The following is a 15,497-nucleotide window of genomic DNA, read 5'->3' on the forward strand; positions in this document are numbered from 1 at the left end:
TTCTCCTTTTGAAAAGCGATTAATTTTTAGTACTGGCAGGCAGCTTTTTACTTTGTCGTACGATGGCATTGTAGAGCAAATTAATATTCCACTTGATGAGCCTATGGGAACCCCTGTTTTTCACCCTGATGGAAAGCAGATGCTGTCAATAAAGGGCTATTATGATAGTGATATAGCAACCTTGCCATTGGCACAGTTCAAGCTAAATGAGCGACCTCTAGGCCCTGAACAACTTGTATTCACTGTTGTGGAACGCTCGATCGCAAGCGAAGACGACGCCAAGCTGCAACCCAATGGTGACAAAGTTGCTCTGGTGTCTAACCGCTCAGACACTGAACAAATATGGATATCTCAAAATAACAAAGCACGCCAATTAAGCCACTTTCCCTTACAGACACCCTAATCTATGGATTTTCATGGGCAGCGGATGGAGAAAGCCTTCTTGTAAACGCTTCTATGGAGCTCAAACGTATTTATTTAGATGGTCGCGTAGAGGCTATTCATTATACGCCCCCTGTTACCCAACTCTTTGGCTGGGACAGTCAAAACCAAATAGCTTTTGCTACAGTGCGCCTTCAGGGTGTTTCGACCTTAGTGAAAATTGACTTAGCAGCGAATGAAACTCATGTTGTACATAACCAATCAATTCGATGGGCGCAGCAAAACAGCGATAGCACTGTGGTTTACATGGATAAACTAGACAGGTTTTGGCACCCCAATGGTCACGAAGATGAGCTCATCGCGTCTTTGAATGACCAAGGAAGCAACAAACGCTTTGTTATTCACCATGGGATTATTTACGGTATTAATGAGCAGACTCAACTGTGGTCTTATGATATTGCACGCAAACACTTTAGTGTACTTGCCCAATTACCTGACAAGGTCGACCACATCGCTGACATCAATGACAATCAGCTGCTATTAGCCTTGCGAATAACTGCAAGAAAGCAAGTTATTGAACTGTCGTTAAAGTAAAGCCATAAAAAAACCCAGCCGAAGCTGGGTTTTTGGAAGCTAGATAGCTTGGGGATGATTACATCATGCCTTCCAAATCTAACTGAACACCCTGTATACACTGGTTTTAAAGGGTTTGTGTTACCATTTGTCTCTACATCAGTGTCTACAAACGGATATACCCACCAATGGCAGAAGCCAGTAGTAACAAGTACCTCAAGAAACGTAAGAACCGTGATGTCTGGATGTTCCAGATTAGAATACCTAAGGAGATTAGATACTTATATGACGGTAAAGAGATTTACGTTCAGTCATTACAAACGAGTTGCGTAAAGACCGCCAGACTACGCAGAGACAGCCTGTTAGGGAAGATAGCAATCCAAAAGGAACAAGCTATTGATGGTGGTCGTAGTACCTTCCTCAGCTTTTATAACAACTTGAATCAGGCAAAGCGTGAAGCCAGAGGTAACAGACGAGAAGCCTACTATCAGCTTGAACACTCGCTTCTAGTCGGTACGGAAGAGCATCCAGAGATACGTCAGGAAGCAGCTAAAGCAGTTGAATCAGGAATTGTGCCCATTAAGTACACCTATTCCATGAGAGAAGCTCTCAATGACTGGTTAAATAAGAATAGACAGAGAAACCAAGACACCATAGTCAAGATGAAGTCCACAGCTGAGCGCTTTCTGAGGCATTTAAACATGCATGATACTCCGTTAATGAGTATTGAAAGAAAGCAAGTCATCAGCTTCACAGACCAGCTCATACAGGAAGTTTCAGTAAGCACAATCAAAGGCCACTTGAGCAGACTAAAGAGTATCTACGACCACGCTTGGAGAATTGCTGAGATAGACCAACGTGAGAACCCTTTTGACTCCCACATACTCACCCACTATGAACAAGATAAGGTTGTAGAGAAGAAACAACTATTTAGTCATGAGGAAATCAATACGATCATAAACTGGGCTGACTCAGAAAGTGACAGCATTAAAGCGCTCGTCTACTTAGGTCTTTATACGGGATGTCGTATCTCTGAGATTTGCGCTGTGACTCCTGCAGATGTATATATCGAAGGCAATCTAATGGCTTTGTACATAAGGAAAGGTAAGACGACAGCAGCTACCAGAACCGTACCTCTACCAACGGCTGTACATGAGATCGTTAGAAAACGCTTAGAGTCTGTTGATGCTGGGCAAAGCCTTATTGGCATGGATGGTAAAAAGGCCTCTAGAGTCTTCAGTAACTTTAAATCAGCTAAGGTGACCAAAGACAAGAGTCGAACATTTCACTCATTTAGGGTGCATATGAGTACGGCTTATCAACGCGCTAACGTAGATGAAAGTACCGCTGCATTTGCTCTAGGACATAAAGGGGGTAAGACAATGACTTACGGCTACTATTCAAAAGGTGAAGAGCTTAGAAAACTTTGTGAAAACGCTGAGAAAGCAGCTGAAGTAATTGAAAGAGATTGGCTGTGATCAGTAAATTCACACAGAGAGCTGAAACATCATGCAAAAGCTCTCTCTTAGAATACATCAATCACTATTCTTGTTATGGGGTGTCGGAACAACAAACAAAGGAAGTATTGGCTTGTCCAAACCAGCCCTTACAGCCATTCCGTATACGTGTTCTCGTAAATAGGGATAGAGTATTAATGGAGCGTTTTGGGTAGCAAAACTTTCAATATGGTCAACATTGAACTTACTTTCGTCGACTTTAAATAACCCAGCTAATTCAACAATAATCTTGTAATGGTCATCAGAGTCTTTAGGAGAAAACACTTCAGCTTTTACTTTGATACCAAAAAACTTCTCTTCTGAGTCGTAGTCGTTATATGCATGATAAAAATTAAAGCTTTCTAGATCTTCAGTCTCTAACTCTTCTTCACTAACACGCTCAAAAGACATACCAATTACATCCATTGAAGCTAGTTGGATAGGGTGAAAATCAAATCTTCCGTCTTTCATCACAGTAGCATCCATTTTTTGATTTCATTATGCAGCAATAGCATTAAGTTGTGTGTAGTCAGATGGCCCGAGAAGGGCTGCTCTATGAGCAGCTCCAAATTCATAAGCTTTTTTATACGCTTCAGCAAAATACTTTGAAGCTCTAGCCTCATCTTTTTTACTGGAGTAGCTAATCATTATGTTAAAGCTGCTACAGTATCCATCTTGAAGCTTAACTCCACGGTAATCACCAGATATATCCTCTAAAGATATAGCAATTGGTGATTCAGAGTGAGCTCTGACATTTTCTACGTATTCTTGAGGTGATTGAGCTTTAATAGTCTCAATCGCGGCTCTCATAGCTTCCAATAGTGTCAAATCTCTGTCCATTTTACACCTCCTCAATTATTAGGGTAGATAATCCACTCAATGGATTCCACCTATCAAAATCTTGTCTGTTGTTTTAACAACCAAACAAGTTGGGGACTCAACCCCTACAATGTATCTAGCAGGAAAGAACCTCCTGTCTACTACCTTAAATTCCACTCGAAACGCGTCGACGGTCTTCTTCCATTGCTTTTCAATTTCAGCGACAAAATTATCAAAGACACCTGACAGTTCTTTGTGGTCAACCTTTCCACTGTTCTTTGCGAACTTATCTTCAGAAATACGAATAAGCTCGCAAAGTAGTTTATGTTGTTCTGGTTCATGTCGTGTCGCATCGAGTACTACAGTACCCTCTTCGAAAGCGACATCAATAATCGACATGTGCTCATCAGGAGATAGCTCTTTTGAATACGTAGACATCCAGAAAGCTTCCGCCAACTCGAATGCATCCTGCTTAGATCGCTCGCAATTACCATCATAATCCCAGAAATAAGCTCCTGAGCCTCTACGCGACTCATTATCTCCCCGCTGGTATTTAAACCCTTGCTCAGCTATAGACCTAGCATTGTCACGAGTGGTTCCGTGAGTTCCCTTCATAAAAATCCCAAAAACCTGTAAACATCATCAGCTATGGATGGGCGCGCAATTATACACATCAATGATTAAAAATAAAACAAACGACAAGCAACTATTAAATAGTTCTACGATGCTAACTTACATTTAGAACAATAAGACATAGTTAGTTAAACTTCAATAAAAATAGATTCCATAACAATTACATAGAACTACCTATCAAAATTTTTAACCTGATTCTATCTATACCTCTTTGATTATACCCAAACGGGTATGGTCATAACGTGATCAAACAGTACCCATTAGGGTTTACTTTGAATTAAGACCACATTATTATCCGCCACCTCTTAGAATCAAATGAGTACAGGATGTGGCACATATAGCTTATGTTAGGGTTTCGACTACAGACCAAAACACGGAACGACAACTCGCTGAGGTAGAGGCTAGCTTTACTAAGAAGTTTGTTGATCAATGCAGTGGTGGTTCAACCCAACGACCTGCCTTAAGTGAGCTAAAGGAATACATCAGGGAAGGTGATACTGTCCATGTCCATAGTATTGATAGACTCGCTCGTAACCTCTCAGACCTTAAAGACCTCGTTACAGACTGGAACAACAACGGAATCAACGTAAAGTTCCACAAAGAAGGCCTATGCTTCAAAGCTGGTGGTTCTGACCCAATGTCTGAGTTAATGCTGAGTATGCTAGGAGCAGTTGCTCAATTCGAGTTATCCATGATTCAAGAGAGACGTCAGGAAGGCATTGAGAAAGCCAAGGCTGCGGGTAAGTACCGTGGTCGTCCTACCAACAAAGCCAACCACCAGCAAATCAAGCTATTACGCTCTCAGGGCGTGTCTTTACGCAAGATAGCCAAAGAGGTTGGTGTTTCCCTTTCCACAGTACAACGAGCCTTAGAAGCAACAGAGAAGCCTTAATGAAACAATACATGTCTGATAGCAGTTTTATAGACATAAGCCCAAGAGAAGTGATTCTAGACCCTGCTATGCAAGCAAGGGACACTGATTTAATCAAAAACAAGAACACTAGACGCGCACAAGAAGTCAAGCAAGAAAGTCAATCTAAGGAAATCCTTGATGACCTTCTTAATGGTGTAGGTATAAAACAACCTATCACCCTGTTTGAGGTTGAAGGAAAGAAGCTAGTCGTTGATGGATTCCACCGTGTGGGTGCATCCCTTGAATACATGAAGGAATCTAAACGTGATGATTTCAAGGTCAGAGCTATTCTAATCAAGAACAGGTCATACACTGACGCTTTCTTAGAAGCTCAAGAAGCTAATCAAAGTCATGGTGTGGGCGTTACCAAAGACGAAGTAAACCAGTCTAAGTTCAGAGGCCTATTGGTTTCTGGGGTATACGATTACAGCGTAAGTGAAATAGAAAAGCGTATGAGCTGTAGCCGTGGGCAGGCTAACCATGTGGCAAGAGCGCTTAAAGCATGCGGTGAGCTTATCAAAGGAAAGCTAGAAGACTATGAGTCACTAGATAGTTTCACTAGTAGGCTACAGCAGCAATTGGAACGCAAGTATCCTGAAGCAGCGACAAAATCCACTTGGGATTCCAAGGGTTTCCCCAAGATAAGAAGGCTCTCTGATATTGTTTCAGGCAAAGGCTACATGCCTAAAGATATGGACAATGAAGAATACAGGCAGCACCTGATAGAAGAAGCTTACGCAAAGATTGATAGCTTAATTGAGTCTGTTGGTGAGGATAACTTCAGGGAAGCCCTACGTAAAACAGCTAGGGGCTCTACCCTTGGTATCTCTATCACCAGAAGGGATAAATGGTTGGAGCAAGCAGGAACACTAGCGAGTGATGAAGTACCTGATAACTGGGATGGTTCTTCTGTCCCTGAAAGCTCATACGATGCCTTTTAGAGGCCATTGAATTAACCGCAAAGGCAAGCCACACGTAGTCTTTATGAACCTTCATAGGCTGGGTGTACACATGTGTACAGTGTGGCTTTCCTTGGTGTACACAACAGGTTTACAGTGACCATCATCAGGAAGTAACTTTAACTCTAAATTACTTTTTATCAGCGCTCCTCGCTAGCTGATTAAGTTTAGCTTCGAGTATCACTTCTTGTGCAGCCCAGACCTTAGGGGCTGCATAACCAGCAACTATCGACAAAGCTACTATCTTAGCTACTGTTGCTATATTAGGTTGAATCGACCCTAAGAAGTAAAGTGAAACAACTATCCCTAAAATGAATCCAAGTATACATCTTAACCCTAGCCAAATACTTCTTGTTTCCTGTAGTTGAGCAGATGCAATAACCGCTTTAGTTTCATCTTTAGGGGAGTTACTTGGGTCAATTGAATCCATGATTGCAAACGCAAAGCTTCCTATAACCCCACCAATTGGACATAAAATTAGTAACGCTAAATCAAAGTAAGTAATGCCTATTTGTTCCACTATACCTCCTTGTGAAAACGCTCAGATATCAAACGCATGAATGAGTAACCCTTGAAACGCAGCAAAATAAATTTCACCTTGGATCACTTAAACTTATATTTACAGTTCATCAACTGACCCATCTGGGAATAAGTACATACCGTCAGCCAAGTATACGGGTTCATCATCATGGACCGCTAAATCAGAATACAAATCCTTCAGATGTCTATCAACCATGTCGTTAGAATAGTGCCTGTACATTCTGTACGCTTCGACATCATAGCCAAGATGAATAAGGTCACTGTCGGTTCGACACTGCAATCTAGCTTTCAATGCCTCTAAATTATGAATCCATATCAATCGCTCTTTGATGTAGTACACACCACCGTACGCATTATCATCTTCAACAGCTCGATAACCCAGAGCAATTGCCAGTTCAACGCTTTTATCATAATCCATTTTCATAGCTATTCTCCTTAAAATCACTAAGTCAGAGATTACCCCCAGCACTGAAAAAATCCAACTTCTATAAAACACGTTTTATGTAAAGGTATTGAGTCGATGCAATCGCTAAGGAAGCCTATTACCTCCACCCCTCCCCCCTACGACTCAGTAGGAGCTTATTGAAGGCAGATATTAAGTAATGTGTGAGCAAAGGTATTAAGAGTTAGCTTGAAGAAGTAGTTTTATTTCTGAAAGAAGCTAATGAAAAGCGGGTAAGTGTATTCCTAGATATACAAAAGGGTTTACCCATGTCTCTACAGATGTCTCTACAGAGGATGAATAAACCCTTATAAATCAATAGGTAGGCTATTGGGCAATAATGTCGGGTAGCAGCAGTGCATTACTGCACCGCCGCCCCCTAAGAACCGTACGAGCGAGTTTCCCCGCATACGGCTCAAGCCTTTATAAGTCAGTACCAAAGTACAGACCAGCGACTGTTTGTGCCTATGGTTTACTTTTTGTCCTTTGGGGGACAAGGATCGTTACCATACGAGTCTTTATCTCTGATTTGACCATTAGCCCTGTGAATTACAACTTCACTTTTTTGGTTTTGCGCAATCTCTCGAGCAGCTTGTCGAGCTTGCTCTTGAGTTTTGTGGTGAGAGGTATCCTTAGAATTTCCCGCGCCACGTACCGCCCAACCTTCAGGACGTTTAACTACATGTTGGTTTTTCCCCATAGTGATTTCCTTTTAGCTTGTTTATCTTTCTTGTGGCAAACGCCACATAATAAAGATAGTACAAACCCCAAAAAGCACAATATATAGACAAAAGCAAAAAACATAACACTATATATGCAGTGTTTATTTAGACAGCCTGTCTATACACCCATGAGTTTATCAAACCAAAGTCAAACCTGATGTGTTAGCCGAATTATTTAGCATCTCTGACGGCAGATTCAGACTGCCTCACTTGACTTCGCTTGATAAGTATTAACCCACCAATTAGCGTCACTACAGTCAGTGTTAACATAACTAAACCAAAGATTTGAACATTGTTCATAACACACCTCTATATATAAGATTGCATATGCAATTGCCTATGACAATTAGGGTGCAACAACACCAAGTTATCCAGCTCATCTGAGCCGCCTTTTACCCTTTCCACAATATGATGGATATTCCATCCCGTTTCCTTGGTAATTTTATGGCGGCACATAGCGCAGCATTGCTGCTGCCTGAGCCAAAGCGTTAGCACTTTCCTTTTACCCTGCATTGATTCTTTCCAAGCTCGCTCGAGGCGCTGCTCGAAGTATTCCTCAAATGCCAAGTCATAAGGATTGGCTTCTGCCTTAATCTTGATATGTCGCTTTATCGCTGTATCGTTACATGAGTATAGGCGAAGCATTTTCAACTCTCCCATTCACCGGAAAACACCCAGTTGCGTTTCCCCACTGTTTTAAAGTATTTCGCCTTAACCCAGCGGAATCGACGGTTTTTATGCCGCCGTCTGCACCACTTCCAAAGTATTTTCCAAACCCGATAATCAACGTAATTAAAGGTTTCCTTAGCTACAACATGTCTATGATAGTTTGCCCATCCCCGTAAAACGGGGTTAAGCATCTGTATCAACAAACCAGCTGTCACCGTTTTGTTACCATTAACTAAGTCTCTAACTTTATGCAAGAAAGTCCGCAAACTCTTCCGGCTAGGCTTAATTAAAAGCTTACCTTTGTACTTACGTAAGTTCTGCCCTAAAAAGTCGAATCCTCTATCGATATGGGTTATCACCGTTTTCTCTGGCGATAGCGTCAACCCGCGCGCGGCCATAAAGGCTTCGACGAGTGGTTTTACTTCATTCTCTAGTAGCTCTTGCGAGATACCCGTAATAATGAAGTCATCTGCATATCGCACATAGTTGACCTTGGTCTTGTAGCTGGCTTTAGTGTTTTTCCTCCCGAAGTGGGATTCAAGCACTGCTTCCAAACCATCAAGTGCCATGTTAGCCAACACAGGAGAAATAATTCCCCCTTGTGGTGTTCCCGCATCTGTTGGATTCAGTTTACCAGATTCCATGTAACCAGCTTTCAGCCACTTTTTAAGTACTTGTTTATCCAATGGAACATTGGCAAGCAACCAATCATGACTGATGTTATCAAAGCACCCTTTGATATCTCCCTCTAACACCCATGTGGCAGAATGCTTGCGACTGAGATTCACAAAACATTGTTCAATCGCATCTGCCGTTGAGCGCATCGGGCGAAAGCCATAACTATTTCTGTCTGCGGTAGTTTCCGACACAGGCTCTAGCGCCAGCAGGTATAAAGCCTGCATAGCTCTGTCGAGCATGGTCGGTATTCCCAGCGGGCGGCGTTTGCCGTTCGCTTTAGGAATATACACTCGCCTTAACGGCTTGGGCTTATAGCCCTTACGCGTTAATCGAAACAGCGCAAGCCATTTACTCTCAGGTGTACTCCATAACTCCCCATCGACACCGGCAGTCCTTTTGCCTCGATTTTCAGTTACCCGTTTAACCGCCAATGCTTTGGCAGCAAACGAGCGCACCAACATGCGTTGCAAAGCTTTCACTTTACGCCACTGCTGTTGCTTCGTCGCCTTCGCGATCCGTACCTGTAGCCCTCTCACCTTGCGCTCAGCGAGATACCAATCAATGGTATGCCAACTGTTCGCTTGATGTGAGAAAGCAGGTACTTGGAACTTACATTCCGTACTCATCTTGCTTTTCTCCTTTGTAAACGCGGTTCAGCCCGCACTAAGAGAAAGCAACAATTTCCCACAAGGAGAAAAGTACTTTCTCCCAATGGGATGAACACAACAATTAAAGGCTTTACACGCCTTCACACGATTAAAGACCAGTCTGAATTTGGCACTCTTTCGAGTCGGGGCAAATTTTGAACCCCTATCCGAATCATTACAGTTCGGCCTTCGCTTGGTCAGACATCCTTTACCCGCTTATCCAACAGCGCTCCTTACGGATTGCCTGCCCGTGTCACTGTTGCCAGCAATCAGGCGAATAATCGGGCTTACCGAGTTCCACTTTGATGACACGATTGGGTTAGGTTCTGCCTATCCACCGGCGGCACTTTGTCAGCGTATTCCCAGATGTAAAAGGAATAACCGGCCACATACCTTTTGGTTTAAGCGTAACAATGACATTTCGCTTATTGCGGTTGACGGTGTTTATAGCAGTTCACGTACGTTAACCATACCAACCAGCCTAGCCCTGCTTCGGTTTGTCATTAGCCGAAACCATCTTATCTTCACAGATAAAGATGCTTGTTACAGAGGTACACTGTTAGGAAGCTCCGCACCATGCCGTTACCAGCATCGCACTATCCCTAGGCTACTGTTAGCTGAATAACAGGTCTGATCGCAGACGAAAACGTCAGACAATCATCAAAGCAGCTTACATCGCTGCGCTGTTATTGATAGCCAACACCTTGTGGTGTGACTAATTTTTGAAGTGGGCCAATCGCTACACATGGTGGATTGGCCTATTTTGAAGTTAGGTCTGTTGAGTCAGGTGGACCTGCTCAACTCGAACACCCATACCGGAGTATGTTGACCTTCGGTGTTCTAAGGGTCGCCCAATCCGGAGATTGGGCAAAGGGGGTTAAGAGCTTCGCCAACTCTCAACCAATGGCGTGAAAACTATTAATTATTTTATTAATCAATAATTTACACCAGCGCAAAGCGACTCTCGTCGCATTACATCATGCCGCCCATGCCGCCCATGCCGCTCATATCTGGAGCAGCTTCTTCTTTAGGAATTTCAGCAACCATTGCTTCTGTCGTGATCATAAGACCTGCAACTGATGCGGCAAACTGAAGTGCAGAACGCGTTACCTTAGTTGGGTCAAGGATACCCATTTCGATCATGTCATTGTATTCGCCGTTTGCAGCGTTGTAACCATAGTTACCGTCGCCCGCTTTAACTGCGTTAACAACCACAGACGCTTCATCACCTGCGTTTGAAACGATTTGACGAAGAGGCGCTTCCATCGCACGTAGTGCAACAGTAATACCGTGGTTTTGATCTTCGTTGTCAGCTGTTAGTGATGCAATCTTAGAAGCAACACGCACTAGCGCTACACCACCGCCAGGTACTACACCTTCTTCAACCGCAGCGCGAGTTGCATGCAATGCATCTTCTACGCGGTCTTTCTTCTCTTTCATTTCAACTTCAGTTGCTGCGCCAACTTTGATTACTGCAACACCGCCAGCTAGTTTAGCCATACGCTCTTGTAGTTTCTCTTTATCGTAGTCTGACGTTGCTTCTTCGATTTGTGCTTTGATTTGTGCAACACGGCCGTCGATTGCAGCTTGGTCACCTGCACCACCAATAATCGTCGTGTCGTCTTTAGTGATCACTACACGTTTAGCAGTACCTAGGTCTTCAACTGTCGCTTTTTCAAGCTCTAGACCGATTTCTTCTGAAATCACAGTACCACCTGAAAGGATCGCGATGTCTTGTAGCATTGCCTTACGACGGTCACCAAAACCAGGCGCTTTAACAGCGGCCACTTTCACGATACCGCGCATGTTGTTCACTACCAGTGTTGCCAGAGCTTCACCTTCTAGATCCTCTGCAATGATTAGTAGCGGCTTGCTTGTTTTCGCAACAGCTTCAAGCGTAGGAAGTAGTTCACGGATGTTTGATACTTTTTTATCAACAAGAAGAATGTGCGGATTATCTAGCTCAACAGCACCTTTCTCAGGGTTAGTGATGAAGTAAGGAGATAGGTAACCACGGTCGAACTGCATACCTTCAACAACATCTAGTTCGTTCTGTAGTGATTGACCTTCTTCAACAGTGATAACGCCTGATTCACGGCCTACTTTTTCCATTGCTTCGGCAATGATGTCACCGATTTCAGAATCAGAGTTTGCCGAAATAGTGCCAACCTGAGCGATTGCCTTGGTGTCTGAACATGGTACTGAAAGCGCTTTTAGCTCTTCCACAGCCGCGATAACCGCTTTGTCGATACCGCGCTTAAGATCCATTGGGTTCATACCCGCAGCTACTGCTTTAAGGCCTTCGTTTACGATAGCTTGAGCAAGTACTGTTGCAGTTGTTGTACCGTCACCGGCAGCGTCATTGGCTTTAGAAGCAACTTCTTTCACCATTTGCGCGCCCATGTTTTCAAACTTGTCTTCAAGCTCGATTTCTTTCGCTACAGAAACACCATCTTTAGTGATTGTAGGTGCACCGAATGACTTGTCTAAAACAACATTACGGCCTTTTGGACCTAAAGTAACTTTTACTGCATCAGCTAATACGTTCACACCTTTTAGCATTTTAACGCGAGCATCATTTGCAAAACGAACTTCTTTTGCTGCCATTATTCTTTCCTCTAAATTCTGTTTAATTCGGGTCTTGAGTCAACATCAGGGAGGCAGATTAGCCTACGATACCTAGGATGTTGTCTTCACGCATGATCAGGTACTCTTGACCTTCGATCTTTTCAGTTTTCTCTACATAAGAGCCGAAAAGTACTGTGTCACCTGCTTTAACTTCTAACGCGCGTACTTCGCCGTTATCCAATACACGGCCATTACCTACAGCAACTACTTCACCACGTGAAGATTTTTCTGCCGCAGAGCCAGTAAGCACGATGCCGCCAGCTGACTTAGTTTCTTCTTCAAGACGCTTAACGATCACGCGATCATGTAAAGGACGAATGTTCATGTGTTTAGTTCTCCTAACAGTTTCTGAACAACTACAGAAAAGTCTTTAAATAAGTTTTCTTCTCTTATGGGGGTGCGCTATTTAAAACCCAAGAGTCCCCATTAAAAAAATTTATTCTTTGCGCTCAAACTCACCTTCAATTGTGGCATTCGACTGGTTGCGTTCAGTGTGCACTGATTGCTGCGTTGAGCTGTGATGGTGTGAATGTGAACTTTGATAATGGGCGCTAAAACCACCGCCTTGAGAGACATGCACCTGAGCTTGTGAAGCAAATGCCGCCGCCATTCTCTTGCGCAATGCAGGGGTTAATAATAAAAAGCCGAAAACATCGGTCACGATCCCAGGTGTGAGTAATAAAACTCCCGCGATGATCACGCAAATTCCGGTAAACATTTGCTCCGCTGGCATTTGCCCTTGTGCCATTTGCACCTGGGCATCGCGCATAGCACTTACGCCTTGTTGCTTCACTAATTTTGCACCGATAATCGCCGTAACAATGATCAGAGCGATTGTCGCGAAACCGCCAATAACCTCACTGACTTGAATTAATAACGCGATTTCAATGATCGGGACGATGATAAAAAGTAAAAATAATGCTCTAAACATAGGGGGTCTCGTTTAAGTCGATGAAATAAATGTGCGGCTGACAAGGTCACTTTTCAAGTCTTCTGTCGACACTCTATAGGTTTTAACTTTGCTATCCGCTAGTATGGGGGTTAGAAAAAGGACACATAAAAAGGTTCATTATGACAACTCACTATCGACTGATATTCACGACATGCGCGAATAAAGAAGAAGCTAGAGCAATGGCAGAACAACTGGTGCAGCTAAAACTGGCAGCGTGCGTTAACATCCTTCCAGAAGTGGAGTCTATCTACGTATGGCAAGGGGAAGTAACTAACGCAACAGAAACCAAGTTGCTGATTAAAACTAAATCCGAAAAAATGAACCAAGTGATTCAAACCATTAAAAAGTTACACAGTTACGAAGTCCCTGAGATTCAAGTGATCGACGTAACAACCGGAAACTTGGCCTACTTTAATTGGATGGACGAGGTATTAAATTAATGCGATTGCTAATGCGCGTGCAGCTCTTACTACTTACGTTGGTGTTTAGCTCTGTGAGCTTTGCCAACAATTCCGTGTTAAATAGTTTATTGGAGCCGTCCCAAAAGACGTTTTTGCCGGTAGAAGAGGCATTTAAGCTCGACTTCGACCAACAAAACAATACGCTGTTTGTGGGGTTTGATATTGCCCCTGGCTATTATCTTTATAAGCACAAACTCGAATTTATCGCTAAAGGTGCGCAAATTGAGCCCCCGAAAGACATGCCCACAGGCGAGATTATTGAAGATGAGTTTTTTGGTCGCACCGAGGTCTACTTTGAGTCTTTAAGTACGGTTTCAAAATTAAGCAACATAACCGACGGCGCGATAGTAAAAGTGCGTTATCAAGGCTGCGCCGAAGCAGGGTTATGTTACCCACCGGAAGTGGTTGAAATTCCATTAACCGTATTAGCCAATGCGACTCCTCAGCGTGACAAGGCACCAACCATCAGCGAACAATCGCAGCAACAAGATGAGCCATCGCTAACTGAGCGTCTTGCGAGCCAAAGCCTATTTACCAATCTCGCATTCTTTTTTGTTGTTGGTATCGGTTTAGCATTCACGCCTTGTGTATTTCCAATGTTCCCTATTCTTTCGAGCCTTATTGCGGGGCAAAAGAACTTATCTACCAGCAAGGCGTTTAGCCTATCATTCGTGTACGTGCAAGGTATGGCAATTACCTACGCCATTTTAGGATTAGTGGTGGCGTACTTTGGCGGCCATATTCAGGGGTACTTACAGCACCCTTATGTACTCATCAGTTTTAGCTTGCTGTTTGTATTACTTGCCTTATCTATGTTCGGATTTTATGAAATCCGCCTGCCCGCAGGAATGATGGAGAAACTGACAAACGTCAGTAACAAACAAAAAGGCGGTAATTACGCAGGTGTATTCTTTATGGGTGTGCTATCTGGCCTAATTGCCTCACCGTGCACAACTGCCCCATTATCCGCTGCCCTGCTTTATGTTGCACAAAGCGGTGATTTTGTAGTTGGTGGCTTAACCTTGTACGCGCTCAGTTTAGGTATGGGTATTCCGCTGCTATTACTTGGGACGTCTGGAGGCAAGCTATTACCTAAAGCTGGCGGCTGGATGGAGCAAGTTAAAACCCTGTTCGGTTTCTTAATGTTGTTTGTACCACTCATTCTGCTAGAGCGTATTTTACCATTTGAGATAATCATGCTGTTGGCTGGTCTACTTGCAATCGCTACGGCTATCTACCTTCACTATTGGCAAAGTAGCCAGTCGCAAGGCGCAGGAAAAACGACTCTTTGGAGCATGGCTATGGTGTTGTTTGTCGGTGGCTTGCTGTTAATTCAAAATTACCTGTGGCCAAAACCTTCTATAGAGCAGGCAAACAGTGCAGCGCAAGACATTGCCAAAAAAGTATCGCAATCCACTGCTAGCAAGCTAATTACTGACAATCTCGATGCTTTAAACCAAGGCACAGGTTCTGCGCTTGTGACTAATACCAGTGAAGCGGACTCTCAGTTTATCCGTGTGGCTGATTTAAACGAGCTCAATGCATTACTGATGACCACAGATGGTTTGGTGATGGTCGATTTATACGCGGATTGGTGTGTCGCTTGTAAAGAGTTTGAACATTACACCTTCCCGAAAGAGCAAGTGCAAGAGCAGTTTAAGCACTTTACGTTGGTACAAATTGATCTAACCAAAACCAACGACACGACCATTGAGCTAATGGAAGAGTTTACAGTGTTTGGCTTACCCAGCATTCTGTTCTTTGATAGCAACGATCAAGAGCTATCGTCTCTACGTGTAACAGGCTTCTTGGGCGCAGATGATTTTGCCGCTCACCTACAGAAAGTGAGAGATAAAAGCGAATAAGCACCACAAAAAAGCAGAAAAAGCGCCAACTTTGGCGCTTTTTTTATATTGAGTGAAAGCCATCATCCTACACGTCACTTTTCTTTGACCAAATTGCGTCAAACCTCCTAACCAACCAT

16 protein-coding genes and 1 pseudogene are annotated in these 15,497 nt (G+C 43.4%); 7 read left to right on the plus strand and 10 right to left on the minus strand.

Features of this window, described 5'->3' with window-relative positions; genetic code table 11:
* The 3 genes from ACH19P_RS00005 to ACH19P_RS00015 all read left to right on the plus strand — a co-directional run.
* The coding region (locus ACH19P_RS00005; RefSeq protein ID WP_462156510.1) for a TolB-like translocation protein at positions 1 to 403 on the plus strand (403 nt) is incomplete at its 5' end.
* A 53-nt stretch (positions 404 to 456) separates the two neighbouring features.
* Complete coding sequence (locus tag ACH19P_RS00010; RefSeq protein ID WP_462156511.1) at positions 457 to 975, plus strand: hypothetical protein; 519 nt, start codon at positions 457 to 459, stop codon at positions 973 to 975.
* Positions 976 to 1,142: 167 nt separating this feature from the next.
* A complete protein-coding gene (locus tag ACH19P_RS00015) occupies positions 1,143 to 2,432 on the plus strand; it encodes a tyrosine-type recombinase/integrase (RefSeq protein WP_462156512.1) in 1,290 nt (429 codons plus the stop codon).
* A 57-nt stretch (positions 2,433 to 2,489) separates the two neighbouring features.
* Here the strand turns inward: ACH19P_RS00015 and ACH19P_RS00020 are convergent, their stop codons facing one another.
* Genes ACH19P_RS00020 through ACH19P_RS00030 form a run of 3 tightly spaced genes read right to left on the minus strand, consistent with a single transcriptional unit; the run spans position 2,490 to position 3,884 of the window.
* Entirely contained in the window at positions 2,490 to 2,936 is a 447-nt protein-coding gene (locus tag ACH19P_RS00020; RefSeq protein WP_462156513.1) for a protein-export chaperone SecB, read from the minus strand.
* A 12-nt stretch (positions 2,937 to 2,948) separates the two neighbouring features.
* Positions 2,949 to 3,290, minus strand: coding sequence for a hypothetical protein (locus tag ACH19P_RS00025; RefSeq protein WP_462156514.1), 342 nt, complete (start codon positions 3,288 to 3,290; stop codon positions 2,949 to 2,951).
* 36 nt (positions 3,291 to 3,326) lie between these two features.
* Positions 3,327 to 3,884 carry a hypothetical protein gene (locus ACH19P_RS00030; RefSeq protein ID WP_462156515.1) on the minus strand — a complete coding sequence of 186 codons (558 nt, stop codon included), beginning with the start codon at positions 3,882 to 3,884 and terminating at the stop codon, positions 3,327 to 3,329.
* Positions 3,885 to 4,230: 346 nt separating this feature from the next.
* On the opposite strand from ACH19P_RS00030, the gene ACH19P_RS00035 reads away from it, so the two are divergent.
* Positions 4,231 to 4,794 carry a recombinase family protein gene (locus tag ACH19P_RS00035; protein ID WP_462156516.1) on the plus strand — a complete coding sequence of 188 codons (564 nt, stop codon included), beginning with the start codon at positions 4,231 to 4,233 and terminating at the stop codon, positions 4,792 to 4,794.
* Positions 4,795 to 4,805: 11 nt separating this feature from the next.
* On the plus strand, positions 4,806 to 5,756 hold the full coding sequence (locus ACH19P_RS00040) for a hypothetical protein (protein ID WP_462156517.1): 951 nt from the start codon (positions 4,806 to 4,808) through the stop codon (positions 5,754 to 5,756).
* Between the two features lie 148 nt (positions 5,757 to 5,904).
* Here ACH19P_RS00040 and ACH19P_RS00045 read toward each other — a convergent pair whose 3' ends face one another.
* From ACH19P_RS00045 to ACH19P_RS00075, 7 genes and pseudogenes are all read right to left on the minus strand, one after another.
* Complete coding sequence (locus ACH19P_RS00045; RefSeq protein ID WP_462156518.1) at positions 5,905 to 6,294, minus strand: hypothetical protein; 390 nt, start codon at positions 6,292 to 6,294, stop codon at positions 5,905 to 5,907.
* Between the two features lie 99 nt (positions 6,295 to 6,393).
* Positions 6,394 to 6,738, minus strand: a complete 345-nt coding sequence (locus tag ACH19P_RS00050) for a hypothetical protein (protein ID WP_462156520.1) — start codon at positions 6,736 to 6,738, stop codon at positions 6,394 to 6,396.
* A gap of 490 nt (positions 6,739 to 7,228) precedes the next feature.
* Positions 7,229 to 7,456 (minus strand): DUF2188 domain-containing protein, encoded by a 228-nt coding sequence (locus tag ACH19P_RS00055; RefSeq protein ID WP_462156521.1) that lies wholly within the window; start codon positions 7,454 to 7,456, stop codon positions 7,229 to 7,231.
* Positions 7,457 to 7,787: 331 nt separating this feature from the next.
* Positions 7,788 to 9,451: pseudogene (gene ltrA, locus ACH19P_RS00060) on the minus strand (group II intron reverse transcriptase/maturase).
* 993 nt (positions 9,452 to 10,444) lie between these two features.
* Positions 10,445 to 12,079: a chaperonin GroEL gene (gene groL, locus ACH19P_RS00065; protein WP_462156522.1), complete on the minus strand. Its 1,635-nt coding sequence runs from the start codon at positions 12,077 to 12,079 to the stop codon at positions 10,445 to 10,447.
* Positions 12,080 to 12,137: 58 nt separating this feature from the next.
* The gene (locus tag ACH19P_RS00070; RefSeq protein ID WP_105188484.1) at positions 12,138 to 12,425 is read right to left on the minus strand and encodes a co-chaperone GroES; all 288 of its coding nucleotides are present in this window, start codon (positions 12,423 to 12,425) and stop codon (positions 12,138 to 12,140) included.
* 111 nt (positions 12,426 to 12,536) lie between these two features.
* Complete coding sequence (locus tag ACH19P_RS00075) at positions 12,537 to 13,031, minus strand: FxsA family protein (protein ID WP_462156523.1); 495 nt, start codon at positions 13,029 to 13,031, stop codon at positions 12,537 to 12,539.
* A 140-nt stretch (positions 13,032 to 13,171) separates the two neighbouring features.
* On the opposite strand from ACH19P_RS00075, the gene cutA reads away from it, so the two are divergent.
* Both cutA and ACH19P_RS00085 read left to right on the plus strand, forming a co-directional pair.
* On the plus strand, positions 13,172 to 13,492 hold the full coding sequence (cutA, locus tag ACH19P_RS00080; protein WP_462156524.1) for a divalent-cation tolerance protein CutA: 321 nt from the start codon (positions 13,172 to 13,174) through the stop codon (positions 13,490 to 13,492).
* An 11-nt stretch (positions 13,493 to 13,503) separates the two neighbouring features.
* Positions 13,504 to 15,378 (plus strand): protein-disulfide reductase DsbD, encoded by a 1,875-nt coding sequence (locus ACH19P_RS00085; RefSeq protein WP_462156525.1) that lies wholly within the window; start codon positions 13,504 to 13,506, stop codon positions 15,376 to 15,378.
* Positions 15,379 to 15,497: the final 119 nt, after the last annotated feature.

It is taken from the genome of Pseudoalteromonas sp. GB56, assembly GCF_054923835.1.

What these genes read in the sequence shown, in the direction of transcription:
- ACH19P_RS00010 (WP_462156511.1), top strand. Translation starts at nt 457, where the DNA reads ATGGAGCTCAAACGTATTTATTTAGATGGTCGCGTAGAGGCTATTCAT.
- ACH19P_RS00015 (WP_462156512.1), top strand. Translation starts at nt 1,143, where the DNA reads ATGGCAGAAGCCAGTAGTAACAAGTACCTCAAGAAACGTAAGAACCGT.
- ACH19P_RS00020 (WP_462156513.1), bottom strand. Translation starts at nt 2,936, where the DNA reads ATGGATGCTACTGTGATGAAAGACGGAAGATTTGATTTTCACCCTATC.
- ACH19P_RS00025 (WP_462156514.1), bottom strand. Translation starts at nt 3,290, where the DNA reads ATGGACAGAGATTTGACACTATTGGAAGCTATGAGAGCCGCGATTGAG.
- ACH19P_RS00030 (WP_462156515.1), bottom strand. Translation starts at nt 3,884, where the DNA reads ATGAAGGGAACTCACGGAACCACTCGTGACAATGCTAGGTCTATAGCT.
- ACH19P_RS00040 (WP_462156517.1), top strand. Translation starts at nt 4,806, where the DNA reads ATGTCTGATAGCAGTTTTATAGACATAAGCCCAAGAGAAGTGATTCTA.
- ACH19P_RS00050 (WP_462156520.1), bottom strand. Translation starts at nt 6,738, where the DNA reads ATGAAAATGGATTATGATAAAAGCGTTGAACTGGCAATTGCTCTGGGT.
- ACH19P_RS00055 (WP_462156521.1), bottom strand. Translation starts at nt 7,456, where the DNA reads ATGGGGAAAAACCAACATGTAGTTAAACGTCCTGAAGGTTGGGCGGTA.
- groL (WP_462156522.1), bottom strand. Translation starts at nt 12,079, where the DNA reads ATGGCAGCAAAAGAAGTTCGTTTTGCAAATGATGCTCGCGTTAAAATG.
- ACH19P_RS00070 (WP_105188484.1), bottom strand. Translation starts at nt 12,425, where the DNA reads ATGAACATTCGTCCTTTACATGATCGCGTGATCGTTAAGCGTCTTGAA.
- ACH19P_RS00075 (WP_462156523.1), bottom strand. Translation starts at nt 13,031, where the DNA reads ATGTTTAGAGCATTATTTTTACTTTTTATCATCGTCCCGATCATTGAA.
- cutA (WP_462156524.1), top strand. Translation starts at nt 13,172, where the DNA reads ATGACAACTCACTATCGACTGATATTCACGACATGCGCGAATAAAGAA.
- ACH19P_RS00085 (WP_462156525.1), top strand. Translation starts at nt 13,504, where the DNA reads ATGCGCGTGCAGCTCTTACTACTTACGTTGGTGTTTAGCTCTGTGAGC.